Consider the following 26868-nt stretch of genomic DNA (forward strand, 5'->3'; position numbering starts at 1 on the left):
GCTTCAGGCAATCACGCGGCTCGCCGGGTGGACTTCATAGATCCTGAGCGGCGTGCTCTTGCCCTTGAGGGTGATCGGTTCAAGGGCGCGGGATGTGAACGGCAGATCGTGCTGTGACGCCGTCGCCGCCTCGACCACGGTCGCGGTTGCGAGCGTCTGCTGCGGCTTGGCGGCCGAGCACAGGCGCGCGGCGACGTTGACGCGATCGCCGAGAACGGTGAAGTCCATGCGGTCCCTGGCTCCGATCGCTCCCATCACCACCTCGCCCATATCGATGCCGATGCCGATCGCAAGGTTCCGGTCGGGGTTGGCGGCCGAGAGGTCGGCCATCTGCTTCTGCATGGCCACGGCGCAGCGAAGGGCGTCGCCGGCCATGGCAGGCCCCTGGAACACGGCCATGACCTGGTCGCCGACGAATTTGTCGATGTCGCCGTTGTGCGCGGCGACCAGATCGGCCAGTGCCGCGAGATAGAAGTTCAGTGTCTCGACCACCGTTTCCGGGTCGCGGCTCTCGGCAAAGGCCGTGTAGCCGCGAATATCGGCGAAAAAGATTGCAACCTCGCAGCGGCTGCCGCCCAGGTGAACGCCGGTTTCGTCCGAATGCTGGATGGCGTCGATCGTGCCATGGGACACGAATTTGGTGAGCTCGAACCGCTCGTTGATCTGCACGATCATGTTGTTGATGCGCTTTGCCAGCTCACCGATCTCGTCCCGTGAACGCACATTCCGGACCTGGACCCGGTAGTTCCCCTTGGCCACCTCGTTCGCGGCCTCTCCGATCGCCAGGATCGGGCGGCTGATGCGGTGCGCGAACACCGCCGCCCCCAGAACCGCGACGACGAGCCCGCCGAACAGCCAGAAGGACAGGCTGCCGATCATGACGTCGACGGCATAGTAGGCGTCCGCCTCCTTCTGCTCGACGATGACGGCCCAGTCGAAGCTGCGGACGAAAGCGAAGGTGCCGAGCATCGGGGTTCCGTCCGGCCGCGAATAGGTGTCGACGCTGATCGCGCGGGAGCGGTTCCCTTCGCGTGCGGCCAGTGCCTCGCTGACGATATCGCGCCGGCCCAGTTGTTTGACCCGACCCGACTCGTCCAGCTCGGGGTCGAACAGCTTCCGCCCCTGCGCATCGACCGTGGTGATCATGCCGACCTGGCGGAACGGCTGGCTCATGATGAAGCCGCGGATCCGGCCGAGATCGATCCTCGCCGAAAGCACTCCCCGCGCCCCGCTGAACTTGCTTTCGAGCGGGAGTGCCACGGTCGCCAGCCAGGTCTCGGTCTTCGGCTCGTAATCGACCGCGGTGACCCGCGCAGCCGCTCCGTCGTCGGGCGCCGCCGCGGCGATGACCGCCTCCGGATCCGCCCGCAGCACGCTCAGGGGCTGGACGCCCGCCTCCGTGAGCCTCGTGCTGAACCGGTTCTGCGAAATCACCAGCGGCAGGCGACCGCCGTCGAGGGTGATCTGCAGGGCGACGATATCCGGCAGCTGGGCGATGCCATGGGTGAGGATCGCGACCTTCTCCCCGACGCTCACCTTCTCGCTGTCGATGGCGCTGCGGATCAGCAGGAGGGGGGCCAGCCAGGCGCGGTCATAGATGTCGTCGATCTGGCTCGTCACCTCGCGGACCGTGGTGACGAGCCGCTCATTGGCCGCGCTCTTCATCTCGTCGCGGGCGATCCGGATCAGCGACTGCCCGGCGAACAGCAGCGGCAGCGCCGCGATCATCGCCGAGAACAGCAGCAGCTTGCGGCGGAGGCTCAGCGACAGGAGCTTGCGGCGAAGGCTCAGGGACATGGCGCCATGACAGTGCCCTCAGTCTTGAGAACCGGCCGTGGATCCCTCGGTCATCAGCACCGGAGAGCGCCGACGGACCGTGGCCGTGGTGCTGTCGGTCGCCACGCCGCAGGACAGCCCGGAGCTGTCGGTGACCGTGAGTTCCACCGGGATGTCGCCCGTCTGCCGGAAGAGGTGACGGACGCGCTCGCCCGACTCGGTCGTGCCGTCGCCGATCCTCCACACGAATGTCAGGCCGCCACCGTCGGGGTCCCTGGACCGCGTGCCGTCGAGCAGCACCGCATCCGCCGCGCCGCCCACGAAGGCCTCGAAGGGCGGCCCGGCATCGGCGACCGGCGGCGCATTGACCACGACCCGCGCCGACCTGCGGATCGCAGCACAGCTCGACTGCGTGTCATCGGTCACGGTCAGCGCGACGTCGTAGGTCCCGGGCTTCTCGAAGACATGGGTGGCCGTCGGCCCCTGGGCGCTCTGGCCGTCGCCGAAATCCCACCGATAATCGACGATCCGGCCATCGGCGTCATAGGACTGCCCGCCGTCGAAGGCGACCTCGGTCATCGGGCAGACGACGCGCTGCGGACCCGGCACCGACACCGGTGCCCGGTTGATGTGGAGGATGCGGGTCTGCGGCCGGCGGCTGCCGGCCAGGGCCTGGCCGTCGTCGGGGATGACCGTCACGTCATAGCGGCCCGGCTGCTCGAAGCGCCTGACGAAGATGCGGGCGCCGTCCGTCTCGCCGGCATCGCGCCAGCCGTCCTGCGCGGGCTTCGCCGCGGCCGCCCCCTTGACGACGAGACGGACGTCCTCGCCGGTGCAGGCGGCGACCGGCAGATCGATGACGGGCGCGGGCGGCGGGCGCACGACCAGCACCTTCTCCACCGTCGCGGAGGAATTCTCCACCCCGGCCTCGTCGGTGACCGTCAGGCGGAGCTTGTGGGTGCCGGGGGTGGCGAATCGATGGTTGACCAGGATCCCGGCCGCCTTCTCGCCATCCCCAAAGTCCCAGGCATAGGCAGCGATCGCCCCGTCCGGATCATGCGACCGGCGGGCATCGAGGAACAGCTCCTCGCCCGCGGAGATGCTCTCGGGCGTCGTGATCACGGCCACCGGCGGGGCGTTGACAGTCACGACATGCGTGCCGGTCACCCTTTGACAGGTCGGGGAGGGGGAATCGCTCACCACCGTCAGGGCGACCTTCTTCCGGCCGGGTTCGGTGAAGACATGCTTGACGATGGCCCCTTCGGCGGTCTTGCCGTCGCCGAAATCCCAGTTCCAGCCGATGATCCTGCCCCCCGGCATGTCCGAGCCCGAGCCGTCGAAGGTGACCTCGCCGAGCGGGGCGGCCGCACGGGCGACGATCCTGACGATCGGTCCCTGCAGGATCCTGACCGACATCTCGTCGGTCGAATGGGGATCGCACCGGCCGATCCGCTGGCCTTCGATTTTCAGGAACACCCGGTAGTCGCCAGGATGCTCGTAGACATGGTCGGGCTTTTCGCCGATCGCGAACTTGCCGTCGCCGAAATCCCAGTCGTAGCGCTTGATCGTCCCGTTCGGATCGAACGAACGCGACGCGTCGAACTCGATCGGAGACATCGCGCAGGCCTCGATATCCGGGCCGGCATCGGCAAAGGGGCCCTGATCGACTTTGACCGACACCCTATCGACATCGACGCTGTTCACCAGGTTCGCGCTGTCCCGCACCGACAGGGTGACCGGATAGACGCCGGCGTTGCGGTAGGTCTTGGTCGGGTTGACGATGCCGGCGGTCGTCCCGTCGCCGAAGTCCCATTCGTAGCGCAGGGCCCCGCCCTGCGGGTCTATGGATTTCGACCCGTCGAAGGTGATGACGTCCCCGGTGCAGACCTCGCGATTGCCGCCGGCATCGGCAACCGGCGGCTGGTGGATGACAAGGGACCTGGCGGTCTGGTCGACGGAGTTCCGGAGCCCTTTGCCGTCATCGACGACGAGAATGATCGGATAGGTCCCCGCGACCGCGTAGGTGTGCTGGACCTTTGCGCCGCTGGCGGAGCTCCCGTCGCCGAAATCCCAGCGGTAGGTGAGGGCGTCCCCGTCCGGATCGACCGAGGCGGTGCCGTCGAAGGCGACGATCAGGCTTTCGGTCAATACGTCGGGGCCGGCATCGGCGACCGGCGCATGGTTGACGGCGATCCTGACCTCGCGGGAATCGAAGCCGTTGGACGCGCCGCTGTCGTCGGCCACCGTCAGGCGGGCCGTGTAGAGCCCCGGCGCGCCGAATGTCCGCTCGACCTGCACACTGGACTCCGGCTTGCTGCCGTTGCTGAAGTCCCAGCGATAGCTGACGATCCGGCCGTCCGGATCGTAGGAGTTCGCGGCGCTCAGCCGGACGACGTCGCCCGGCGCGGCGATGCGGTCGGCGCCCGGATCCGCGACCGGCGCGGCGTTGACGGTGATCCGGGCCTCCTTGTAGTCGACGGCATCGGCATCGCCGCTGTCGTCGGTCACCGCCAGCCTGACATCGTAGATCCCCGGCCGATCGAAGCTGTGCGACGTGATCCGGCCTCTCGCCTCGCTGCCGTCACGGAAGTCCCATCGGTATTCCGCGATATCGCTGTCCTGGTCGAGCGAGCGGCTGCCGTCGAACACGACCTTCTCTCCGGGCGCGACGATCCTGTCAGGCCCGGGGTCTGCGACCGGGCGGGCGTTGACGACCACGGTCATGCTGTCGGTCGCCGAGTTCCATTTCGTTCCCGACCGATCCGTGACCGTCAGGCGGACCTGGTAGCGGCCATGCGCCTGGTAGACATGGATCGGCCTGGACCCGGTGCCGGTGCTGCCGTCGCCGAAGTCCCAGGCATAGTCCGCGATCGCGTCGTCGGGATCGGAGGAGCCGGTGCCGTCGAAGGTGACGGCGCTGGCGGTGACCAGCTGATCGGGGCCGGCCGAGGCGACCGGGGGAGCGTTCACGCGCACGCTGAGCGTGCTGTCACCCGTCGCCGAGCTGGTTCCCGAGTCATCCCGGACGGTGAGCCGCACCCGATAGGTGCCGGGCCGATCGAAGGCGTAGGTCGTCTTTTCCCCTGTCGCCCTGCCACCGTCTCCGAAATCCCAGTCCCAAGCGAGGAGGCGGCCGTCCGGGTCGCTGGACGCGGAGCCGTCGAACGCCAGCGGCTCGCCGATGGCGGCCGACTTGTCGGCGCCGGCGACCGACAGCGGCGGGGCATTGACGACAATGGTGGTCGTGGCCGAGGTCGTCGAATTGGGCAGCCCAGCATCATCCGCAACGGTCAGCTGGACGGTGTAGGTGCCAGGTCGGTCGTAGGCATGGGCCGGCTGGGCGGCGGCGCTGTGCGTGCCGTCGCCGAAGTCCCACGCATAGGCCGTGATCCGGCCGTCGGCATCGAAGGATTGGCGGGCATCGAAGGCGATGGCCTCGTCCACCGAGACGCGCCGCGCCGGGCCTGGAACAGCAACCGGCGGCGTATTGACGACGATAGAGGCTTCCGCGGTGTCGGCGCCGCAGGGCTGGCCGGAGCCGTCGTCGACCGTCAGGCTGGCGAGGTAGCGGCCGGGCTTGTCGAACCGCCGGCTGACCCGGGCGCCCTCGAGCGTGGCGCCATCGTTGAAGCGCCAGGTCAGGCGCCTGATCGGCAGCCTGCCTGCGACCGATGTGCTGCCGTCGAAGGCGACGTCGACGCCGACCGAGGCGGAGAGGGGGGATTCGATGCGGGCTTCCGGAGGCACCTGCACATCGACCTCGACATCGGTCGCGGCGCCGTCGCCGATCCTGGCGGAGGAGCCGCGGACCTCCAGGCGAGCCCGGTATCGGCCCGGCGCCGTGTAGTCGTGGCGGACGAGCGGGCCTTCGGCGGTGGAGCCGTCGCCGAAATCCCAGCGGTAGGTGAGCTGCCCGCCCTTCGGGTCCACGGAGCGGCCGGCGTCGAAGGACACCGATCCGCAGGCCGCGAGATCGGACCGGTCCAGCGCAGGCTTCGGCCGGACGAGGGTGGGCCAGAGCTTCACCGGAAGCTCGAACCGCACGGGCGTGCCGGCGGCATCGGCGATCATGAAGGTGGCGTCGTTCGGCATCTCGACGCCGCGGCCGAACTCGAGCGCGGCCTCCGCCGCTTCCGCACGCGGGTCGAGGGCGATCTCGGTCGCCCGCCACTCGTCCTGGCCGGATGCCTTGAGCGGGACCGACGAGAAGGCGGTCGTCAGATCCAGGGTCCCGTGGGCGAGATCGAAGCCGTGGACGGCCAGCCGGTCGGCCCCCGCGGGCGGGCGGAACCGCAACTCGGCGAAGGATCGCTGATCGGGGACGCGGACAACCGGCCGGTATGCGAAGATCTCCAGGCCTTCGGGCTGCAACTGCCTGGTCTCGCGGGCGCTCACCGCGACGTCGAAGACATTGCCGGCGGCCCCTTCCAGCCCCTGCACGAGCAGGCGGAAGATCCTGCGTCCGCCGACGGCTTCGCCCTGGCGCGGATCGACGACGGCCACCGTCTTCCATTGGCCGACCGCATCCGGCTCGTCGCCGAAGACCTTCTCCGCGAGCAGCGTGCCCGCATCCGCCGCCTCGGGTGGCGGAACGGCCGGGACGAGTGGCGGAACCGAAAAGGCGCCGGTGCCTCCAAACACCGCGTAGCGGGTCCGGCTCGCTCCGGCCGGACCCATTCGCTGGTCGAATTCGGCGCTGATCCCGGGGTCGAACACATTGACCCACAGCCGCTCGGTCGATGCTTCGGGCACACTGAAATAGATCGTCTGCTCGCGGTAGAAATCGCCTTCCTTGGTGGGCGCATCCCTGCCGTAGGTGATGAGGGCCGGTCTTTCATCGGCACGCACCGGCGACGTCCATCCTGCCGCCAGAGCGACCAGGGCCATGCAGAATAGCGTTCCTCCCGTCCGACCTGCCGTCATGTGCATAGCCCCGCCCGAGTCCGCCTCAGACGATCTCCCGTTCAATCGATGCGGTATGACTGCCGATTGCCGGCCGCATCCGTGAGTTCCACCGTCCTGACCGCCGCCGATCTCAGCCCTCCGCGAGGTACGGGAATCGAGCCCTGATAGCTCTGCGCGGCCCGGTTGAACCGGAGCACGGCGTCGGCGGTCTCCGACCCGTACGCCACGGTCGCGATCGCGGTCGCCGCGAGTCCCGAGGTGTCGGAGGCACTGACCTCGACAGCCGCGAAGGCGCCGGCATCGCCCGCTTCGGCGGTGAGCTTCGCCGCGACCAGCCGGGGCGGATCCTTGTCGAGCGTGACCGTGAACCGGGCGACGTCGGTGTTGCCGAGCCTGTCGGTGGCGACCAGCTCGATCGGATTGTCGCCGACACGCAGGCTGACGATCTCATCGAAAGCGCCGTCCTTCAGCCCGACCTCGCTGCCGTTGATGCGCAGCGTCGCGTCGGTCTTGGCCACCTGGCCTTTGACGAACAGCGTTTCAGAGGCGGTGAGCCGGGGCAACTCCTCCGAAAGTGTGATGGTCGGCCGCTCGCGGTCGACCGCGACCTCGACCCTGTGCGCGCTGCGGAAGCCCGACGGGGCGGTCACGACGATCGAGAGCGCTTCCTCGTCGGCGCCGAGCCCGATGTTGAGGGCGAAGCGGCCGGACCCGTTGCTGGCGGCCGACCCGCGGGGGGCGCCATCGGCGCCGACGACGTCGATGCGCGAATCCGGCCTGGTGCGGCCGGCGAGGGAGACCGTGTCGCCCGCCGCCAGGATCCGGCCCGCCGGATCGCGCGGGATCGACGCGTCCAGCAGGACCGCCTCGGACCGGTCCGGCATGTGGCTGAACCGGCGCGCCAGCCTGGTGACGTTGCCGGCAGGGTCGGTGGCCACGATCTCGACGCGGTTGTCCCCCTCGCTGGCCGCCATCGGCCCTGCGAACCGCCCAAGAGCGGAGACCGCGACCGGACGACCATTCGCGGTGACGGTGGCGCCCGGCTCCGTCTCGCCGCGGATCTCGATGGTGGCGTCACGCTCGATCGCTCCCTCGCCCGGCGCGTCGAGCCTCAGGAAAGGCGGTGCCTCGTCGATCGCCACGGTGAAGCGCCAGGGGGCGCTTCGCTCGCCCGGCAGGCCGAAGGTGTCGAGAGCAGAGACGCGCCAGTAGTATTCGCCGGGGGGCAGGTTTTCGACGCGGAAGGCGGGTTTCGGAAGACCGAACTCGGACACGAGCATGGTGTCGAACGACTGCTCGGCGCCGATCTCGAGCCAGTAGCCGCCGGCCCCCTCGGAGCTGGCCCAGGCGAGATCGAACGACGTGTCGTAGACGATGCCGTCATTCCCCGGTGCGGACAGGCGAGGCGGGTCGAGGACGCCGCGCTTCTCGGTGGCTTCGCCCTTCGCGGAGAGGACCAGCCCTTCGTTCCGCCCGAGCACGACCGTTTCGTCCTTGGTTGCGACGGCGACAGGACGATCGTCGTAGTTGGTGAACTTGGCGCCGGCATCGTCGCTCTTGACCCAGAAGTCGCCGGACTCGATGCGGGCCTGCGCCTCCGGGATGTCGACGGCGAAGCTGGTGCGTTCGCTCTCGCTGGCGAGAAGGGCATAGAAATCGCCTTCGACCAGGCTGACCTTCGCCTCCTCATGCCGCGTCAGCGGGTCGTAGCGCATCTCCTGGATCACGGCGTTCGAATTGGCGTTGAGCCTGAGCCGGCTGGCGTCGCGGAAGGTGAGCTGGGCCGTCGACTGCGACAGGGTGCGGACCTTCTCCTCCTCGACGAGCACGGCGCGGAGCTGGATGTCGTTCCACGCCAGGTCCTTCGGCTTCTGGCCCTCGACCCATCCCTGCTTGTCGCTCAGCAGCGCCTCGGCGGCCTCGTCACGCCGCGCTTCCGAGATGGCGAGGGCCTTCGCGGCTTCGGAGCGGGAGGTGAGCGCAAGGTCCTTGGCTTCGGTCCAGGCGCGTTCGATGCGGCGGCCGAGCGCCCGATCGTAGAGATCGATGGCGCGTCCGATCTCGTCCGGCGCAAACAGCTGCGCGCCGGCGAGGTTCGCCAGCCTGATCTGGTCGGCGCAGCGGGCGAGGGCGCGCTCGGCAGCGGCGATGAGGTCGACGGGCACGCGCAGCGGCTGACCCGGCGACAGGTCTGCGACCGAGGCCAGATGGCTGGCCTTGAGAATCTCGGGCCAGAGATCGGGATCGCCCAGATAGCGCTCGGACAGCTGCCGGACGGTCTGGTTCGGCTCGAGCCTGACCTCGATGGTCGTCTCGGCCGCCGGGACGGCCGAGACCGAGGTCGCGAGGACGAACGCCGCCGCGGCCAGGCCATTGAGAGCCGGCCGTCCGGCCCATCTGGCAAGGACGGCGTAATCCAAGAATACCCCCGTGCTTTGGCGAAGGGACCTAGGGCTCCCCTGAAAAACCTCACGGGCTCCGCTGTGAAGCAGGTCGCCCGATTGCGACCGTTCTTTTGTTCTATTGATTAAAAATTGAAATTAATTTGCTCATGAGGCTGCAAAAATGTCAATCCGGAGAAGCTTCCTGTCAGCGCGATGCGGATGGCGGCGACGTGACGTCGACAGGGGCTTTGCCGCGCGAGCGGACAGCAGGATCAGAGACTTGTGCGGTCGCTCGCGCAGCAACAGGGGAGATCCCGGCGCGACTATCGCCAGCAGGACAGCGAATAGCGGTTGCCGTTCCAGGTCGTCCAGCCCACGGCCTTGTTGTTGACCGGTTTGGCCAGGTACCACTGGTTTCCGTCGGCATGCCGGAAGAACAGACCGCCTCGATTGCCTTGACGTGGATTGGTCAGTCGGACCCAGCGCGAGCCGTTGTCCGAAAAGCTGCCGCTCCAGCGCGCCCCGGAGCTGGTCGTGCAAATATCGCCGTCGCAGGTCGTTTCGCTGGCATCCACGGCGGCCCATCTCATGCGGGCCGGTCGTCCGTCGATGTTGCAGTCCCAGGTGCCGCCCCACCAGCCGGCCACCTGGCCGGCCGGTGCCGGGCCGGAGACGGCAAGACACAGGGCAAGGGCGTGGGCGATCGTCAGGAGCGAGCGCTTCATTGTGGCTCTCCCGTTCCGGGACTGATGCAAAGCCATTCCGTTTTCAGGTGCCATTGGCATGGTCGCCTCCTGAATTGGACCACTGCCGACGCTGCCAGCATGGCGCTTACGCTTGGCTAGCACCGGATCGGAAACGAAAAGATGGCCGGCTGGTCGAACTCGTGGCCCCAAATGAATATTTAAAGACAGTCAGGATATTAAGAAGTATCGGCGTTCGGCTTGTCGAATTCCATAAATCGTTAGAATGGTTGTTGTGGATACTCTCTCTTTCCGATTTGTCCACAAGCCGGGTGCCTGGCAACTGCTCGGGCGGAAGCCGAGCGTACGGATGTTAGCGCCTTACCCTCGATGGCGCATCGTATGTTCATCCGATATGATCGTACTCCTTACGCGCGGCTTGGGGGCGCGCCATGGGGCATCAGAATGTCGCGGACGGCTTGGCTTCGCTCCTGGCGCCTGGCAGGCTGTCGGAGCTGATCGGCGAGATCTATGACTGCGCGCTCGATCCGGTGCGCTGGGAGCCAACTCTCGCCGAAATCGCCCGGGTGCTCGACTGCGAAAAGGCGATCCTGTCGCTGAACGACCTCCGGAACGACCGGGCTCTCATCAGCAAGAGCGTGGGCTGGGAGTCCCACTGGCTTCAGGAGAGGGCGAAGCACATCCCGGAGATCCACGGGAAACTGGCCGAGTGGCTGGCGCACGGGCCGGATCCGGACATGCCCTTCGTCGCCTCGCGGGAGATTCCCGTCGGCGAACTCGCAAGCTCGCCCTATGTCCAGAGCTGCCTGAAGCCGCAGGGTATTGTCGATATCGCCCATTTCTTCCTGATCACGACGCCGACCCATTTCTCCGAGCTGGTGCTCGGCCGCCAGCAGCAGCAGGGCGTCATCACCGAGCGGGAGATCGGGTTGGGCACCCTGCTCCTGCCGCATCTGCGCCGCGCCGTGACGATCAACGACCTGATGGACGTGAAGACTCTGGAGCGCCAGGCGCTGGGGGCGACGCTCGACAGCTTCGCCGTCGGCGTGGTCATCGTCGGTGATCAGGGGCGGATCCTCCACGCCAACGAAGCCGCTCGCGGCATGCTCGACGCCCGCTCGCCGATCGTCTCGTCCGGCGGCTGTCTCGCCGCGCTCAATGCCGATATCACCAGGGAGCTGCTCAAGGCGGTCGCCCTGGCGCAGTCGGACGAGGCGGCGATCGGGGCGGCCGGGATCGGCGTGCCCCTGCTTCAGGCCGACATGACCGTGGCGACGGCCCATGTGCTTCCGCTCGCACGGGGCGACGTCCGGACGCGGATGGTGCCGCAGGCGACCGCCGCGGTCTTCATCGTGCCTGCCGGCACGCCGTTCCCGGCCGACCTCGCCACCGTCGCGCGCATCTTCGGACTCACTCCGGCCGAGACCCGGCAGCTCGCGCAGCTGATGGCCGGCGCGACCCTGGCCGAAGCCGCCGCCGCGCTCGGCGTCAGCCAGGCGACGGCGCGAACGCACCGCGAGCACATCTTCGCCAAGGCGGGCGTCTCACGTCACGGCGAGCTCGTGGCGCTGGTCAGACGGCTGGTCCCGCCGGTCCACCGGCGAAGCTGACCCGCTCAGCGGGTAGTGGCCAGGTCGGGCTGATTGTCCAGTGCCGTCAGGATCCGGTGGGCGGCCGTCACCCGCGCCGGGATCGGATAGGCCTTGTTCGCCAGGATCACGATGCCAATGCCTTTGGCCGGGACGAAGGCGACATAAGCGCCGAAGCCGTTGGTGGAGCCGGTCTTGTTGATCAGCACCTCGCCCTGCGGCGGCAGCGGCGGATCCAGCCGGACGGCGGCATTGGTCTTGGCGGCCATCTCACGGGAATTCCCCGCCAGCAGCCGGTCGAGATCCGTGGGATAGGCATAGATTTCCCAGCCCAGGCCCTGCGTCATGTCGCCGATTCTGTAGTATCCGGCATGGGTCGCGGCGATCGCGCGCTGCAGCGCTTCGTCCAGCGCCGAGCCGTCCATGTTCGCCTCGACGAACCGGATCAGGTCGGCCGCGGTCGTCTTCACGCCATAGGCCTCCGCGTCGAGGACGCCGGGCGTCACCCGGATGGGTTTGTCCGCCTTCGAATAGCCACAGGCGTAGCGGCCCATCTGGTCCCGCGGCACCCTGATATAGGTCCGGGTCAGGCCGAGCGCCGGGAACAGCGTCTGCTCCATCAGCTCGTCGAATGGCTGGCCCATGGCCCTGGCGGCGAGATGGCCGAACAGGCCGATGCTCGGATTCGAGTAGAGCCGGTGGGTGCCGGGGGGATAGGCCGGGCGCCAGCCCCGATAGAAGGCAATCATCCTGTCCGGATCGGTGACCTCGTCCGGAAACTGCAGGGGCAGGCCGCCCGCCGTGTAGGTGCCGAGATCGAGCAGGCTGATCCGGTCGAAGCTGCTGCCGGCAAGCTCCGGCAGGTACCGGCTCGCCATGTCGGAGAAGGACAGGGCGCCACGCACCTGCGCATAGGCCGCGAGGGTCGCGGTGAAGGTCTTGCTGACCGAGCCGATCTCGAACAGCGTGTCCTCGGTGACCTTCTGCCCGCTCTCCTTCGAGGCGACGCCGTAGTTGAAGAAGGACCTCTCGCCCCGAACCGTGACCGCCACGGCCATGCCCGGAACGTCGTTCTCCGCCATCACCGGCCGGATCGCCTCGTCGACGACGCGGCCGAGCTGGTTTTGCCCGTCGTCGGCACGAGCGCAGACGGCGAAGAGCACGATCGTTGGAATCGCGAGGGCTGCGAGCACAGAGCCGGCAAGCGCCCGCCGGCGCGAGAGCGAGATCGTCAATCCTGTCTCCATCGGGTGGCTGCCGGTGCCTTCTGGATAGACGGAAGCTGTCCCCCGAGCCAAACGAGGAATACTCCGCGGAGACATGAGCCAGAGTTGGCCAAGGATCCGCCGGCCGGAGGCCCGGGGCGGCGCTATCAGCCCCGAAGCGCGGCCAGCGCACGGGCCCCGCCGCCGGTTCGGCGGGCAGCACCTTGTAGCTGCGCAGGCGCTCGATGTTGCGGAGCATGCGCGTTTCGTCGAGGAGAGGCTTGGCGTCGGGAGGACGAGAAGGCGATCGGCGATGGACATCATCGGCGGGTTCCGAGGAGGCCCCGCAAGGTCTAGGCCGTAGCCGGCGCAGGCGCAATTTGCCGCTCATGCATAGGACATCCGGGTGCCGGTCGCCTCGTGCCGCTTCCGCCGGGCGGCTCCCGGGATCCCGAGGAACCGACGCGGCTGTCCTGATGTTCGCCTCTTGCGGCAGGCGGAGAGACGCGATGAATGTCGGCGACGAGGCGAGCCGGTCCTTCTGGATGGAAACGGCACCGACGATCGAGGCGCCGCCGCTCGCCGCCGACGCCGGCTGCGATGTGGTTGTGGTCGGGTCGGGGATCGCCGGGCTTTCGACCGCCTACGAGCTTGCCCGCTCCGACCGGCACGTGATCGTGGTCGACCGGGGGCGCATCGGCCGCGGAATGACCGCGCGCACCACCGCCCATCTGGCGACCGAGCTCGACGATCTCTATTCCGAGTTGATCCGCGTCCGCGGCGAGGAGGAGGCGCGGCTCTATTACGACAGCCAGGTCGCCGCCGTGAATCGGATCGAGGCGATCTGCCGCAACGAAGGAATCGACGCCGATTTCGCCCGCGTCGATGGCTATCTCGTGCCCGCCGAGGACAGCCACCGCGCGGATCTCGAGCAGGAATACGAGGCCTGCCGGTCGATCGGGGTCGATCTCGAATGGGCCGATCGAGTGCCGATGCCCGGCCCCGGCTCCGGACCGGTGCTTCGCTTTCCGAACCAGGGGCGTTTCCACCCGGGCAAATATCTCGCCGGCCTCGCACGCGCCATCACCGCCTGCGGCGGCCGCCTTCACTCCGATACCGCCTATCTCGGCCAGAAGGAGATCGACGGCGGTGTCGAGATCGAGACCGAGGCAGGGCATAGGATCCAGGCCGCGGCCGCGGTCTTCGCGACGAACTCGCCGGCCAACGACAAGGTCGCAATCCACACCAAGCAGCTTCCGAACCGCACCTATGTGATCGCCGGTCGGGTCCCGAAGGGCACCGTCCCCGACGTGCTGCTCTGGGACACGCTCGATCCCTATCACTATGTTCGCATCCAGCCGCTGGGCGATGCGGAGGATCTGCTGATCGTCGGCGGGGAGGATCATCGATCAGGCGAGGCGAACGACATGGAGGAGCGCTTCGCCCGGCTCGAGGCATGGACGCGCAAGCACTACCCCGGCTTTCGCGGCACCGGGTATCGCTGGTCGGGCCAGGTGCTCGAGCCGGTCGATTTCATGCCCTTCTCGGGGCGCAATCCGGGCAACCCGAACATCTACATCCACACCGGCGATTCCGGGCAGGGCATCACCAACGGCGTCGCCGGGAGCCTCACCATCCTGCCGGCGATCCTCGGGGAGGACTGCCGCTATGCCCCGGTGCTCGACCCCGCCCGCAAGCCGGCTGCGCTCGCCGCATTGGCCGAGTTCGTCAAGGGGCAGGCGGGCGCGGTCAAGAATTTCGCTGAATACATCCGCCCGGGGGAGGTGAGTTCGGCGGATGAGCTCGCCCCGGGCGAAGGCGCGGTGATCCGGGAGGGGCTGAGCAAGATCGCGGCCTACAAGGCGGAGGACGGGACGGTGATCCGCCGCTCCGCCGTCTGCACACATATGGGCTGCCTCGTCCATTGGAACCGGTTCGAGAAGTGCTGGGACTGCCCCTGCCACGGATCACAATTCTCGCCGGACGGCCAGGTGCTCAACGCACCCGCGCTCAAGCCGCTGGCGCCGAACGATCGCTCCTGAGCGGACAGTCCGATGACGTCATCGGCTGGCAGCGTGGCTATGGATCGAAGAGGCGCATGGGCGCTCGATCACGCGCCCTAGCCGCTGACGAGTCCTGATCTCGGCGGTGCGGCGGCCGTCTGGAAGCGGTCGCCTGTCATCCAGAGATACGTTTCTGCTTGATTTTATGTTCCCGTTTTGTTCTAATGCGCAGATGGTCGATGCCGCCATAAGTGCCGAGACATCCGCCGCCGAGCCGGCCACGGGGCCGGACGCCCGCGATGTCGCGGTGCTGGACGAGATGAGGAAGCTCGCCCTGGGGCTGGCCCGGGCCTTCCAGGCCCAGGGCGTCGCTGCCGCCAAGGCCGGCGATCTCGACCGCGCCGGCCAGGCCGAAGCCGGCTTCAGCCGCCTGTTCCTCGGCCTCCGCCGCGCCGTCACCCTCAAGGCGAAGCTGCGGCAGCAGCGGGAGGAGGCGCAGCGCGCGGCCGAGGACCGCCGGGACCGACGGCAGGACGAGAAGCACGACCGGCGCCAAGCCGTCGCCCAGAGACTGTCGCGCGCCATCGCCACCGAAAAGCCCGAGGCCAGGGAGCGGCTGACCACCGAGCTCTGGACCCGCCTCACCGAGGACGAGCGGATCGACGCCGACCTCGCCGACACCGCCTTGCCGCTCGAGACCCCGATCCTGCGCCTAGGCCGCGACATCGGCCTGTCCCGCCGCGCCCTCGCCGCCGGCTTCGGCCCGGACGGGACGACGGGACAAGGCGCGCCGCGGCAGGGGCGCCCGCCGCCCGACCGGCCGCGCTACCTCTACTGTCTACCTGAGAACGCCGAGCCCTACTGGCTCGACACCAAGACCCTGCAGCGGTTCGACCACCCGCCCTGGGCGGAGCCGCCGGACAGCAGCTGAGCGCCGTTGCACCCGTGTTGGGTTCGCGTGCCGCGAACCGAACCTACAAAATCTGCGCGAGCGCAGCCTTCCATTCTCCCCTCCCTTGCGGGACGGGGCAGGCCTGCGCGCGAATGGTCGTCCTCCCGACATGCCGCGCCCGGGGACGACCAGTGGACTCGCCGATACCGGACCGAGGTCGCCCCACATCCGCGCGGACGGGAACGAACATAGGCATCATGGTTTCTATCCGGTGACCGGCTGGGAAGGGGGATCCGCATGTGCACCCGACACCATCACCATTCGCTCTTCTGCATCCTGCCGCCCTATCTGCTGCGCGCCGTGCTCGCCAACGGCACCAGGGCCCAGAAGGCCGCCGCCGGCCGGGCGCTCGGCATCGACACCACCTTCCGGTCGATGCGGGCGCAGCTGGCGGTGGCCCAGCCCGTGACCCAACGCCGGCGCCGCAAGCTGGCCCTGCCGACGTCGAGGCAGCGCAACATCTACACCGCCGGAAACACCGAGGCCCTGCCCGGCACGCTGGTGCGCGCCGAGGGGCAGGGGCCGTCCGGCGACGTCGCGGTCGACGAGGCCTATGACGGTCTCGGCCACACCTTCGACTTCTTCTTCGAGATCTACCAGCGCAACTCGATCGACGACGACGGCATGGCGCTGGAGGCCACGGTTCATTTCGGCGAGGACTACGCCAACGCCTTCTGGAATGGCCAGCGCATGGTGTTCGGCGATGGCGACGGCGACCTGTTCAACCGCTTCACCGCATCGCTCGACGTCATCGGCCACGAGCTCGGCCACGGCGTCACCGAGGACGAGGCCGGCCTCGTCTACATGCAGCAGCCGGGGGCGCTGAACGAATCCCTGTCCGACGTCTGGGGATCGCTGGTCAAGCAATGGGTGCGGCAGCAGACCGCCGAGGAGGCCGACTGGATCATCGGCGAGGGCCTGTTCACCGACAAGGTCCAGGGCGTCGGCCTGCGCTCGATGAAGGAACCGGGCACCGCCTATGACGACCCGGTGCTCGGGAAGGACCCGCAGCCCGGCCACATGCGGGACTATGTCGACACGATCCAGGACAATGGCGGCGTCCACATCAACTCCGGCATCCCGAACCGGGCCTTCTACCTGGCCGCGACCGGCATCGGCGGCCACGCCTGGGAACGGGCTGGCCGGATCTGGTACGATGCCCTGCGCGACCCGCGGGTGACCGAGACCACCAAATTCGCCGATTTCGCCGCGGTGACGGTGGATCTGGCAGGGCGGCTGCCCGGTGCGAAGAAGGCCGAGGTCAAGGCCGTGGCCGAGGCCTGGGAGCAGGTCGGCATCCCGACCGGCTGAACCCGGAGCCCGCGCCCCGGGGCAGGAGCGGACCATGCGGATCACCTTCGCGATGTCGAGCACAGGCATCTTCTACGCGCCGGGGCTGGCCCAGCCGGTGGTGCTGGAGCTTGCGGCGCTGCCCTCGGAGGAGGCCGCCCGGATCGAGGCGCTGGTCCGCGACGCACATGTCCTCGACCGGCCGGCGCCGGAGGAGGCGTCGCGGCCAATGCCCGACGCCCGCCGCTTCACCGTGACGGTCGACGAGGATGGCCGCAGCCGCACGCTGGAGCTGGCGGAGCCGATCGCCGACCCGACGCTGAAGGCCCTGATCCGCTGCCTGCAGGACCAGGCTCGGGCATTGCGGACGAAGCAGCGGCCATGATCCGTGCTCCTCTCCGCGGATGCGGGCCGGCGAGACATCCCGGCATCGGCTACATACGACGGTATATCCTGAATTAAGCCATAATTTAGCGCAAAATTATTCTCTGGGGTCGATAATCCTATCTTTTATTTTCTCAACCCATCCCAGGGGTCAAGACGATGGCCATCATTCCGGGAACTGCGGGCGACGATAATCTCTCTGGCACATCATCCAGCGACCAGATCACCGGCGCCGCGGGCGACGACACGATCTTCGACGGGGATTCGGAACCCGGCGCGGCAGACACCATCAATGGCGGCGACGGGGACGACTACATCTATACTTATGCCGGTGCCGACACCATCAACGGCGGCGCCGGACAAGACGCCCTTAACTTCTATTATTATAACAGTACGACGGCGTTCACCGTCACGGCCAACACGACGCCGGGAGGGACCATGACCACCTCCAACGGCGTGCAATTCAGCAATTTCGAGAGGCTGTCCTTCTATCTCGGCTCTGGCGACGACTTCGTGAGGGGGGGAGACGGCGACGATTCCTTCTCCGGCAATGCCGGGAACGACACCTTCAACGGCGGCAGCGGCCGCGACAGCGGAAATGGCGGCCTGGGCAATGACCTGATGTCCGGGGGCAGCGGCGGCGACTATCTGAGCGGCGACGAGGGGAACGACACGCTCTACGGCAACAGCGGCGGCGACAGTCTCTACGGCGGCGCCGGCATCGACTCCCTTCTCGGCGGTGATGGCTATGACTACGTGGACGGCGGCGCCGGCGGCGACGCGCTCGATGGCGGCGCCAGCATCGATACCCTGACCTATTACAACTCCACCGCGGCGGTGACGGTGAATCTGGCGTCCGTCACCTCGAGCGGCGGCGACGCGCAGGGCGACTCCTTCTCGAACTTCGAGAACATCTACGGCAGCCAGCACAACGATACGCTGACCGGAAACGCCGGGACCAACAGCCTCAGCGGCAATGACGGTAACGACGTGCTCGCGGGCGGCGGAGAGTACGACAACCTCTACGGAGGCAACGGCAGCGATACCCTATCCGGGGATGCCGGAAACGACTATCTCTCCGGAAGTGACGGCAATGATGTGCTGCGCGGTGGCGCCGGGGCGGACTATCTCGACGGCGACAACGGAAACGACACCGCCAGCTATTACACCGGCTCGGTCGGGGTCGTGGTCAGCCTGGTCAGCGGCACCGGCACCGGCGGCGACGCCCAGGGCGATAGCCTGTACGAGATCGAAAACCTTTCCGGCAGCCAGGGCAATGACAGCCTGGTCGGGGACACGAATGCCAACACGCTGCAGGGCTGGAACGGCAACGACGTGCTCGCCGGGGCCGGCGGCAAGGACCTGCTGACCGGTGGGCTCGGCGCCGACCGCTTCGCCTACGGCAATGTGGCGCAGAGCCTGGTCGGGGCCAATGCCGACCGGATCACCGATTTCAGCCAAGCCCAGGCCGACCGCATCGACCTGGCGGGGATCGACGCCAACACGACCGTAGCCGGCGACCAGGCCTTCACCTTCATCGGCACCGCCCCCTACACCGGCGTCGCCGGTCAGCTGCGCTATGCCGTGAGCGGTGGGGTCACCACCGTCGCCGGGGACGTCAACGGCGACGGCGCCTCCGACTTCCACATCCAGCTCACGGGCAGCATTGCCCTGGTGGCTGGCGATTTCGTGCTCTGATCGCAGGCCCCGGCGGCGGTTCAGCTCGCCTGCGGCAGCGGCGCGCCGGCCGGGCGGCCCTTGGCGGCGCGGATGCCGGTCAGATCGGCCCAGCGGTAGCGGTCCATCGCCAGCCCTTCCAGGTCGATCTCGGCGCGGCGGCCGGAGACGATGTCCGACATCACCCGGCCGGAACCGCAGGCCATGGTCCAGCCCAACGTGCCGTGGCCGGTGTTGAGGAACAGGTTGCCGTAGGGCGTGCGGCCGACCACCGGCGTGCCGTCCGGCGTCATCGGCCGCATGCCGGTCCAGAAGCTGGCGCGGGCGACGTCGCCGCCCCGCGGGAACAGGTCGGTGACCGAATGCTCCAGCGTCCGCCGCCGGGCGTCCCACAGCCGGCCGCTGTATCCCGCCAGTTCGGCGGTGCCGCCGACGCGGATGCGGTCGCCCAGCCGGGTGATCGCGACCTTATAGGTCTCGTCCATCACGGTCGAGACCGGGGCGCCATCGGCCTCGGTGATCGGCACGGTGATCGAGTAGCCCTTGACCGGATAGACCGGGATCTGGATGCCCAGCGGCTTGAGGAGAAGGGGCGAGAAGCTGCCCAGCGCCAAAACATAGCCATCGGCGCGCAGGGTCTCGCCGCTCTCCAGCACCACCCCGCCGATCCGGTCGCCCTCGGCCGCGAGGCCGGCGATCCGGGCGCCCCAGCGGAAGGTCACGCCCAGGCCGGACGCCAGCTTGGCCAGGTTGTTGGTGAACTTGAAGCAGTCGCCGGTCTCGTCGCCGGGCAGGCGCAGGCCGCCCGCGATCTTCCCGCGCACCGCCGCCAGGGCCGGCTCGGCGGCGGCGCAGCCGGCCGGGTCCAGCACCTCGTAGGGCACCCCGGCCTCCTGCAGCACGGCGATGTCCTTGGCCGCGGCGTCGACCTGCTTCTGAGTGCGGAACAGCTGCAGCGTGCCCTGCGCCCGGTCGTCATAGGCGATGCCGGTGTCGGCGCGCAGCTGGCGCAGGCAGTCGCGGCTGTATTCGGCCAGGCGGACCATCCGCTCCTTGTTCACGGCGTAGCGGGCGGCGGTGCAGTTGCGCAGCATCTGCGCCAGCCATAGCCACTGCCGCGGGTCCAGCTGCGGCCGCAGCACGAAGGGGCTGTGCTGCATCAGCATCCACTTGATCGCCTTCAGCGGCACGCCCGGCGCTGCCCAGGGCGCGGAATAGCCCGGCGACACCTGGCCGGCATTGGCGAAGCTGGTCTCCAGTGCCGGCCCGTCCTGGCGGTCGACCACCGTCACCTCATGGCCGGCGCGGGCGAGGTAATAGGCGGTGGTCACGCCGATGACGCCGGCGCCGAGGACGATGACCTTCACGACGGGACTCCTTCGAGGGCGAAAGCGGGCGAGGTGGCCGCCGGCGGCGCGTTGCGGTACTCGCGGCGGTAGCGGCGGCCGAGGCGGGTCAGGATCTCGTAGCCGATGGTGCCGGCATCGGCGGCGACGGCGTCGACGCTGCGGTGCGGGCCGATCAGGTCGACCATGGCGCCGGGGTGCAGCGCGCCCTCCGGCAGGGCCGAGATATCGATGCCGAGCGAGTCCATCGACACGGCACCCACGATCGGCAGAGTGGTGTCGCCGAGATGCGCGGTCCCGGCATTGCTCAGGCTGCGCGGGAAGCCGTCGGCATAGCCGACCGCGACGGTGGCGATGCGGCGCGGCCCCTCGGCGCGGAAGGTCAGGCCGTAGCCGACCGCGTCGCCGCCCTCGATGTCGCGGATCTGCACCACCCGGGCCTGCAGCCGCACCACCGGCCGCAGCGGGTTCGGCGCGCCAGCCACCGGGGCCAGCCCGTACAGGGCGGCGCCGGGCCGGGCCAGGTCATAGTGGTAGTCGGGGCCAAGGAAGATGCCGGAGGAGTTGGCCAGCGCCGCCGGGGCCTTCGGCAGGCGGCGGCGGGCGACGTCGAAGCGCAGGCGCTGCGTGCCGTTGGCCGGATGGTCCTGCCGCTCGGCGCAGGCCAGGTGGCTCATCACCAGACGCAGATCGATGCCGTCCAGCCGCTGCGGCTCGGCCGCGATCCGGTCCAGCTCGGCCGGCGACAGCCCCATGCGCGACATGCCGGTGTCGAGCTGCAGCACCGCCGGCAGCGCCCGCCCGACGCGGCGCGCCAGGGCGGTCCAGCCCTCCACCTGCTCCAGGCTGTTCAGCACCGGGGTCAGGCGGTGGGCGAGGGCGGTCTCCTCGCAGCCGGGCATCGGCCCGTGCAGCACGAAGATCTCGGCCGCCTCCGGCACATGCGGCCGCAGCGCGACGCCTTCCTCGAGATGGGCGACGAAGAAGTGCCTGCAGCCTTCGGCGGCCAGCACCGGCGCCACCCGGTCGGCACCCAGCCCATAGGCATCGGCCTTGACCACGCCGGCGCAGACGGCCCGGCCCAGGCGGCGGCGCAGCGCACGATAATTCTCTCGGATCGCGCCGAGATCGATGGTCAGCGTCGCGCCGGAGGCATCGGGGAGAGAGGTCGTCATTCGGGCCGGACCGCAAGGGATCGCAACGGCTTCAGGATACGGCGGCGGGCCTTCGGCGATCCTTGATTTCCGTTGATCCTTCTGCGGCCGGATGGTCTGGTGTTCGCAGGAAATTCACCGGTTTTCGCAGAAACCACGCATGACCACGCTCGACACCATCGACCGCAAGATCATCCAGGCGCTGCGCGCCGACGGGCGCATCAGCAACGCCGACCTGGCCGAGGCCGTCGGGCTGTCGCCGTCGGCCTGCCTGCGCCGGCGCCAGCTGCTGGAGCATGCCGGCGTCATCCGCGGCTATACCGCGCTGATCGACGAGCCGGACGTGGCCAACCCGACCATCGCCATCGTCCAGATCACGCTGGAGCGCCAGACCGAGGAATATCTCGCCCGCTTCGAGGCTGCGGTGCGGAAATGCCCGGAGGTCGACCAGTGTTATCTGATGACGGGGACCTCGGACTATCTGCTGCGCGTCGTCGCTCGTGACACGGCCGATTACGAGCGCATCCACAAGGAGCAGCTGTCGCGCATGCCGGGCGTGCTGCGCATCCAGTCCGCCTTTGCCCTGCGCAGCGTGATCCGGGGGAATTCCGGGACCTGACCACGCCGGCCGGATATCGCGGGGCAGCTCTCCACGGCCGACGCTGGCCGGCGGCGGCGCCGGCCGCTATCAGCGGAGGGAATCCGCTGCGCTGCTGCCGAGGAGAGCACCGCCATGACCCGTGACCGCCTGTTCCTGTTGCGACCGGGCTTCCAGGATCCGGCCTATCCCGGCCAGGTCTTCTACTGCTGGCACTGCGCCCTGCTGGAGGGCGTGCTGGCGTCCTTCCCGGATCTGGCGGCGCAGCTGGATGTCGAGCGGGTTCCCTGGCCACGGCCGCGCGAGGCTGTCGTGGCGGTGGTCGGCGAGCAGAACCAGTCCCTGCCGCTGCTGGTGTTGGGCGAGGGGAGCCCGGCCGATGCGGAAGCCGACAGCCACGGCGCGGTCCGCTTCATCGCCGGCAAGGATCGCATCCTCGCCGCCCTGTCACGACGCCACGGCTTCCCCGATCCGCATCCCTGATCGGCCAGAGAGGCCAGGGCCCGGCTACTCCTCCTTCCACACGTCCCAGAGCCGCGCGGTGCCCGGCGCCCAGTCGGCATAGCCGCGGACCTTCGGTCCGGCCGCCGTCACCTGCACCGGGTTGAACAGGCCGATCACCGGCACCTGCTCGGCCATGCGGGCATGCAGCCGGTCGAAGATCGCCTGCCGCGCCGCCTTGTCCTCCACCGTCTTGGCCTCCGCCAGCCAGGCGATCGCCTGCGGGTCCTCCCACTGGCTGGTCGGGTCCTCGTCCTTGCTGCCGATGATCGAGTCGAAGGCCAGCGCCGGGTCCGGCCGGCCGGAGAAGGTGAAGACCGAGACCTGGAACTTGCCCTCGCGGTAGTTCTGCAGCTGCGTCGCCCAGTCCAGCGTCTCGATCTGCGCATCGAGGCCGGCGCCGGCGAGCAGCGCCTGGACCATCAGCGCCGCCTCGTGCTGGCCGGTCGGGCGGTTGTTGGTCTGGATCCGGATCGCGGCGCCCGCGTGGCCCGCCTCCTGCAGCAGCCTCGCGGCCTCGGCCGGGTCGTAGGCCGGCCAGGCGGCATCGGCGTCGCGATGATAGGCGCTGGCGGTGGCGATGGCGGAGGGGTTCGGCGTCGCCAGGCCGAAGCTCGCCGCCTCGGCCACCTGCTTGCCGTCGATCGCCCGGGCCAGCGCCTGGCGCACCCGAACGTCGGACAGCAACGGGTCGCGCGTCTGCAGCAGCAGCACCGCCCAGGACAGGGTCGGGGTGACCGTCACCTGGGCGCCGGCCGCCTTCATCGCCTCGATCTCGGTCGCGCCGACATCGGGGACGATGTCCACCTGGCCGGAGAGGAGGGCCGCGTTCATCACCGAGCGGTCGGGTATGACGACAAAACGCAGCTTCTCCGCCAAGGCCTGCTTGCCGCCGGCCAGGCCGTCGCGCGGGCCGGGCAGGGGCTTGTAGCCTTCGAACCGGGCCAGCTCGACATGACGGTTCTTCTGCCAATCGGCGAAGACATAGGGCCCGGTGCCGACCGGCTTGACCCAGGCGCCGTCCGGGCCGAGCGAGGACGGGCTGAGCACCACGGCGCCGCACTGGATCGTCGCCATGTTCACCAGGAACAAGGCGCTACGCCGATCGATCCGGAACACGACGGTGCGCGGATCCGGCGTCTCCACCGCCAGCACCTTCGGGCCGCTGCGGCCGTCGAAGCGCTCCAGGCACTGCCACTGCGTCGCCGGATCGAGATAGCGCTTCCAGCTCCATGCCACCTCGGCCGAGGTCATCGGCCGGCCGTCGTGGAAGGTGACGCCGTCGCGCAGGCGGAAGGTGTAGGCGGTGCCGTCGGGCGAGACCTCGATGCCTTGGGCCAGCATCGGCACCGGCGTCTGGTCCTCGCGCAGCGCGACCAGCCCTTCGGTCACGTGGCTCAGCACGACGTCGGAGTTGAAGTCGCGCTGCACGCCCGGGTTGCTGCTGCGGATATCTGCGTTGAGCGCGATCGACAACAGCGGGGTCGGCACCGCCGCGGCCGCGGGAGCGGCGGCGAGGAGGAGGGCGGCTATGGCGAGGAGCCTCATGGCCGTCACGCCACCTCGGCCCGGAGCTTCGCCAGCGTATCAGCGAAGAAGTCCTTGACCGGCTCCAGCACCCGGGTGCCTTCATGGCCGACGCCGGGGACGATGTCGTGGCGCACCGCGATGCCGTGGCGTTCGAAGCTGGCGCGCAGCGACAGCATCCGCTCCTGCCGGTTGCCGCCGGCCAGGTCGGCCCCCTCCATCCAGCCCGGATCGGTCGGCTTGGTGACGATCTCCCAGGTCTCGGTGTCGTCGCCGCCAATCACCATCTGCACCGCCACCCGGCGCATCGCCGCGAGGTTGATCGGCCGGCCGAAGCGCGTCTCGAAGTCGCGCAGGCCCACCCACCAATCATAATTCCAGTCGAGCAGCGTGACCGAGCCGGGCGCGCCGATCGACACGCCGAGCACCCGCTCGGAATGGACATAGAGGAAGCGGTGGACGAAATGGCCGCCGCCGGAGAAGCCGAACATCAGGCAGCGGTCGGCGCGGACCCGGTACTTCGCCGCCACCTCGTCGACCATGGCCAGCAGCAGCAGGTCGAAACGCATGTCGTGGAAGGCGAGGCGCTTGTAGTTCGAGAGATCGCCCTTCTGGATCAGTCCGGCCGGGAACAGCGGTGCCAGCAGAATGCAGTCGTTCGCCTCGGCGAAATCCACGAAGCCGTCGCGATAAGCGGTGGCGGTGCGGCCGGTGCCGTGCATCAGCACGGCAAGGCTGTAGGTCTTGTCGCCGTCCTCCTCGTAGTCCTTCGGCACGTAGAGGCAGTAGGAGACGCGCTGGTCCGTCTGCAGCGCGAAGAACGGCGTCTGGCCGAAATCGTAATAGGACAGCTTCACGCCATGGCCCGGGCGATCGCGCATCGTTCTGCCTCCCCTGCATCCGGCCGACCGGCCGGTTCCCGCATCTTAGGACGGCCGGCAGACACCGCAAGGCTGAATGTATTTTGCCTGTCCAAAAATCGAAAAAGCCCGATCGATGGAGATCTTTGCGCGGACGAGCCGGGCATGCCTAGACTGGATGAGACCTCGGCCAGCGGGGCGGAGCCAGATGCAGCAGGCGGTCGGCGCCAAGGACGATCTGCGAGTGGAGCGGGGCGGGGAGCCCGTACCCTCCCGGCTGCTCCAGCCTTTCGTCGAAGCGCTCGCCGTTCCGGTCTTCCGCCTGATCTGGTTCACCGGCCTGTTCGCCAATCTCGGCGACTGGGCGCAGTCGGTCGCCGCCGCCTGGGTGCTGACGGTGACCCAGGCCAGCCCGTTCCTGATCGCCATGATCCAGGTGGCGACGGCGGTGCCGCTGGTGCTGCTGTCGCTGCCGACCGGGGCACTGGCCGACATCCACGACCGCCGCAAGATGATCCTGGCGGGGGAGGGGTGCTGCGTCCTCGGCGGCCTCGGCCTCACCCTGCTCGGCTTCCTCGACCTCCTGGAGCCGGTCGGGCTGATCGGGCTGACCTTCCTGATCGCCATCGGCTATGCGCTGGAGGGGCCGGCCTGGCAGGCGGCGGTCGGCGACATGGTGCCGAAGCCGGCGGTGGCCAGCGCCGTGCTGCTGAACTCGATCAATTACAACGTCGCCCGCGCCCTGGGGCCGGCGATCGGCGGCCTGCTGCTGGCCTGGCTCGGCGCATCCTGGGTGTTCCTGATCGCCACCGCCAGCTTCGCCGGCCTCGCGGCGGCGGTCTGGTCGTGGAAATGGCGGCCGGCGCGCTCCGCCCTGCCGCCGGAGACGCTGCGCGAGGCGGTCACCGCGGGGCTGCGCTTCGCCCGGCATTCGCTGGTGACCCGGCGGGTGGCGACGCGGTCCTTCATCTTCGGCTTCTGCGCCAGCTCGGTCTGGGCGCTGCTGCCGCTGCTGGCGCTGGAGCAACTCGGCGAGGATGCGGTCGGCTACGGCATCCTGCTCGGCGCCCTCGGCATCGGCGCGGTCTGCGGCGGCTTCGTCGTCCAGCCGGCGCGCGACAAGCTGGGCACCAGCCGGCTGATCTCCGCCTCGGCGTTCGTTTTCGCGACGGTTCTGGTGGTGCTCGGCACCGTGCATGTCACCGCCGTGGTGATGCCGGTGCTGTTCCTCGGCGGGGTCGCCTGGATCGCGGTGGTGTCGACCTACAACACCGCGGTGCAGCTGCTGGTGCCGGATTGGGTCAAGGCCCGCGCCATGGCGATCTACCAGATGGCGCTCTATGGCGGTCTGGCGCTCGGCTCGGTCGCCTGGGGCGCGGTGGCGGAGAGCCTCGGCGTCGCCGCCACGCTGGCGGTCAGCGGCGGCGCCCTGCTGGCCGGCGTGCTGTGGGCGTTGCGGCTCAAGATCCCGGACATCGCCCTGATCGACCTGCGCGCAGCTCCCATGCGCAAGCTGGACCTGCCGGCGCTGCCGATCGATCCGCGCCGCGACGCGGTGATGGTGGTGGTCGAGTACCGCATCGGGCCGGAGCAGGAGCGCGACTTCGTCCGCGCCGCGGCCCGGCTGCGCGAGGCGCGGCTGCGCAACGGGGCCAGCCGCTGGTCGCTGTTCCGCGACGCCGCGGACCGGATGAAATGGATCGAGGTCTATTTCGTCGACAGCTGGTACCAGCATCTGCGACTGCTGGCCCGGCTGACCGCGGCCGACCGCGAGTTGATCGACCGGGTCGGCCGGCTGCATCAGGGGCCGGCCCCGCCCTCGCTCCACCACGCCATCAGCTGGCGCCGCCGCGGCCGACGGATGCCGGCCGCCCGGCCTGCCGATGTTCCGGCCAAGCCGGCGCGCGGCGTGGACCGGCCGGCGGAGGGACAGGCAGCGGACCTGCAGTCCTCGGGAGTCCGCGTCGCCAGTCCAGAGTAGCGGCCCGGGCCGGCCGGAAGACCGGCCGCGGT

At 69.0% G+C, this 26868-nt stretch carries 18 protein-coding genes; 9 read left to right on the top strand and 9 right to left on the bottom strand.

From position 1 onward, the window contains the following. Positions 1–3: 3 nt before the first annotated feature. The 4 genes from KXR53_RS12895 to KXR53_RS12910 form a co-directional block, all read right to left on the bottom strand. Positions 4–1728, bottom strand: coding sequence for an adenylate/guanylate cyclase domain-containing protein (locus tag KXR53_RS12895; protein ID WP_437375568.1), 1725 nt, complete (start codon positions 1726–1728; stop codon positions 4–6). An 87-nt stretch (positions 1729–1815) separates the two neighbouring features. Beyond that, on the bottom strand, positions 1816–6663 hold the full coding sequence (locus KXR53_RS12900) for a PKD domain-containing protein (protein ID WP_437375569.1): 4848 nt from the start codon (positions 6661–6663) through the stop codon (positions 1816–1818). Between the two features lie 77 nt (positions 6664–6740). Then, positions 6741–9101 (bottom strand): FecR domain-containing protein, encoded by a 2361-nt coding sequence (locus KXR53_RS12905; protein ID WP_437375570.1) that lies wholly within the window; start codon positions 9099–9101, stop codon positions 6741–6743. A gap of 287 nt (positions 9102–9388) precedes the next feature. Further along, the gene (locus KXR53_RS12910; protein ID WP_437375571.1) at positions 9389–9790 is read right to left on the bottom strand and encodes a DUF6006 family protein; all 402 of its coding nucleotides are present in this window, start codon (positions 9788–9790) and stop codon (positions 9389–9391) included. Positions 9791–10200: 410 nt separating this feature from the next. On the opposite strand from KXR53_RS12910, the gene KXR53_RS12915 reads away from it, so the two are divergent. After that, entirely contained in the window at positions 10201–11379 is a 1179-nt protein-coding gene (locus tag KXR53_RS12915; RefSeq protein WP_437375572.1) for a helix-turn-helix transcriptional regulator, read from the top strand. Between the two features lie 5 nt (positions 11380–11384). Here the strand turns inward: KXR53_RS12915 and ampC are convergent, their stop codons facing one another. Further along, positions 11385–12551 carry a class C beta-lactamase gene (ampC, locus tag KXR53_RS12920; RefSeq protein WP_437375597.1) on the bottom strand — a complete coding sequence of 389 codons (1167 nt, stop codon included), beginning with the start codon at positions 12549–12551 and terminating at the stop codon, positions 11385–11387. Positions 12552–13072: 521 nt separating this feature from the next. Between ampC and KXR53_RS12925 the strand changes: the two genes are divergently transcribed. From KXR53_RS12925 to KXR53_RS12945, 5 genes are all read left to right on the top strand, one after another. Further along, positions 13073–14605, top strand: coding sequence for an FAD-dependent oxidoreductase (locus KXR53_RS12925; protein WP_437375573.1), 1533 nt, complete (start codon positions 13073–13075; stop codon positions 14603–14605). A gap of 193 nt (positions 14606–14798) precedes the next feature. Beyond that, complete coding sequence (locus KXR53_RS12930; RefSeq protein ID WP_437375574.1) at positions 14799–15497, top strand: hypothetical protein; 699 nt, start codon at positions 14799–14801, stop codon at positions 15495–15497. A 258-nt stretch (positions 15498–15755) separates the two neighbouring features. Next, positions 15756–16829: a M4 family metallopeptidase gene (locus tag KXR53_RS12935; protein ID WP_437375575.1), complete on the top strand. Its 1074-nt coding sequence runs from the start codon at positions 15756–15758 to the stop codon at positions 16827–16829. Between the two features lie 34 nt (positions 16830–16863). Then, the gene (locus KXR53_RS12940; RefSeq protein WP_437375576.1) at positions 16864–17193 is read left to right on the top strand and encodes a protealysin inhibitor emfourin; all 330 of its coding nucleotides are present in this window, start codon (positions 16864–16866) and stop codon (positions 17191–17193) included. A gap of 158 nt (positions 17194–17351) precedes the next feature. Continuing rightward, on the top strand, positions 17352–18890 hold the full coding sequence (locus tag KXR53_RS12945; protein ID WP_437375577.1) for a calcium-binding protein: 1539 nt from the start codon (positions 17352–17354) through the stop codon (positions 18888–18890). A gap of 20 nt (positions 18891–18910) precedes the next feature. Here the strand turns inward: KXR53_RS12945 and KXR53_RS12950 are convergent, their stop codons facing one another. Together KXR53_RS12950 and alr are read right to left on the bottom strand one after the other, a co-directional pair. Next, positions 18911–20236, bottom strand: coding sequence for a D-amino acid dehydrogenase (locus KXR53_RS12950; protein WP_437375578.1), 1326 nt, complete (start codon positions 20234–20236; stop codon positions 18911–18913). Continuing rightward, positions 20233–21390, bottom strand: coding sequence for an alanine racemase (gene alr / locus KXR53_RS12955; RefSeq protein ID WP_437375579.1), 1158 nt, complete (start codon positions 21388–21390; stop codon positions 20233–20235). The genes KXR53_RS12950 and alr overlap by 4 nt, the downstream gene beginning before the upstream one ends. 139 nt (positions 21391–21529) lie before the next feature. On the opposite strand from alr, the gene KXR53_RS12960 reads away from it, so the two are divergent. Both KXR53_RS12960 and KXR53_RS12965 read left to right on the top strand, forming a co-directional pair. Beyond that, positions 21530–21988, top strand: a complete 459-nt coding sequence (locus KXR53_RS12960) for an Lrp/AsnC family transcriptional regulator (protein WP_437375580.1) — start codon at positions 21530–21532, stop codon at positions 21986–21988. A 114-nt stretch (positions 21989–22102) separates the two neighbouring features. Beyond that, positions 22103–22450 (top strand): DUF3088 domain-containing protein, encoded by a 348-nt coding sequence (locus KXR53_RS12965; RefSeq protein WP_437375581.1) that lies wholly within the window; start codon positions 22103–22105, stop codon positions 22448–22450. 24 nt (positions 22451–22474) lie between these two features. Here KXR53_RS12965 and KXR53_RS12970 read toward each other — a convergent pair whose 3' ends face one another. Together KXR53_RS12970 and KXR53_RS12975 are read right to left on the bottom strand one after the other, a co-directional pair. Beyond that, positions 22475–24016 carry an ABC transporter substrate-binding protein gene (locus KXR53_RS12970; protein WP_437375582.1) on the bottom strand — a complete coding sequence of 514 codons (1542 nt, stop codon included), beginning with the start codon at positions 24014–24016 and terminating at the stop codon, positions 22475–22477. Positions 24017–24021: 5 nt separating this feature from the next. Then, complete coding sequence (locus KXR53_RS12975) at positions 24022–24876, bottom strand: hypothetical protein (RefSeq protein ID WP_437375583.1); 855 nt, start codon at positions 24874–24876, stop codon at positions 24022–24024. 187 nt (positions 24877–25063) lie between these two features. Here KXR53_RS12975 and KXR53_RS12980 point away from each other — a divergent pair, with 187 nt between their 5' ends. Next, positions 25064–26836 carry an MFS transporter gene (locus KXR53_RS12980; RefSeq protein WP_437375584.1) on the top strand — a complete coding sequence of 591 codons (1773 nt, stop codon included), beginning with the start codon at positions 25064–25066 and terminating at the stop codon, positions 26834–26836. Positions 26837–26868: the final 32 nt, after the last annotated feature.

It is taken from the genome of Inquilinus limosus, from assembly GCF_051487185.1.
GTDB classification, from domain to species: Bacteria; Pseudomonadota; Alphaproteobacteria; order DSM-16000; family Inquilinaceae; genus Inquilinus; species Inquilinus limosus_F.

What these genes read in the sequence shown, in the direction of transcription:
- KXR53_RS12935 (WP_437375575.1), top strand. Translation starts at nt 15,756, where the DNA reads ATGTGCACCCGACACCATCACCATTCGCTCTTCTGCATCCTGCCGCCC.
- KXR53_RS12975 (WP_437375583.1), bottom strand. Translation starts at nt 24,876, where the DNA reads ATGCGCGATCGCCCGGGCCATGGCGTGAAGCTGTCCTATTACGATTTC.
- KXR53_RS12940 (WP_437375576.1), top strand. Translation starts at nt 16,864, where the DNA reads ATGCGGATCACCTTCGCGATGTCGAGCACAGGCATCTTCTACGCGCCG.
- KXR53_RS12910 (WP_437375571.1), bottom strand. Translation starts at nt 9,790, where the DNA reads ATGAAGCGCTCGCTCCTGACGATCGCCCACGCCCTTGCCCTGTGTCTT.
- KXR53_RS12960 (WP_437375580.1), top strand. Translation starts at nt 21,530, where the DNA reads ATGACCACGCTCGACACCATCGACCGCAAGATCATCCAGGCGCTGCGC.
- KXR53_RS12980 (WP_437375584.1), top strand. Translation starts at nt 25,064, where the DNA reads ATGCAGCAGGCGGTCGGCGCCAAGGACGATCTGCGAGTGGAGCGGGGC.
- KXR53_RS12970 (WP_437375582.1), bottom strand. Translation starts at nt 24,016, where the DNA reads ATGAGGCTCCTCGCCATAGCCGCCCTCCTCCTCGCCGCCGCTCCCGCG.
- KXR53_RS12915 (WP_437375572.1), top strand. Translation starts at nt 10,201, where the DNA reads ATGGGGCATCAGAATGTCGCGGACGGCTTGGCTTCGCTCCTGGCGCCT.
- KXR53_RS12900 (WP_437375569.1), bottom strand. Translation starts at nt 6,663, where the DNA reads ATGGCCCTGGTCGCTCTGGCGGCAGGATGGACGTCGCCGGTGCGTGCC.
- KXR53_RS12965 (WP_437375581.1), top strand. Translation starts at nt 22,103, where the DNA reads ATGACCCGTGACCGCCTGTTCCTGTTGCGACCGGGCTTCCAGGATCCG.
- KXR53_RS12925 (WP_437375573.1), top strand. Translation starts at nt 13,073, where the DNA reads ATGAATGTCGGCGACGAGGCGAGCCGGTCCTTCTGGATGGAAACGGCA.
- KXR53_RS12945 (WP_437375577.1), top strand. Translation starts at nt 17,352, where the DNA reads ATGGCCATCATTCCGGGAACTGCGGGCGACGATAATCTCTCTGGCACA.
- alr (WP_437375579.1), bottom strand. Translation starts at nt 21,390, where the DNA reads ATGACGACCTCTCTCCCCGATGCCTCCGGCGCGACGCTGACCATCGAT.
- KXR53_RS12930 (WP_437375574.1), top strand. Translation starts at nt 14,799, where the DNA reads ATGGTCGATGCCGCCATAAGTGCCGAGACATCCGCCGCCGAGCCGGCC.
- KXR53_RS12895 (WP_437375568.1), bottom strand. Translation starts at nt 1,728, where the DNA reads ATGATCGCGGCGCTGCCGCTGCTGTTCGCCGGGCAGTCGCTGATCCGG.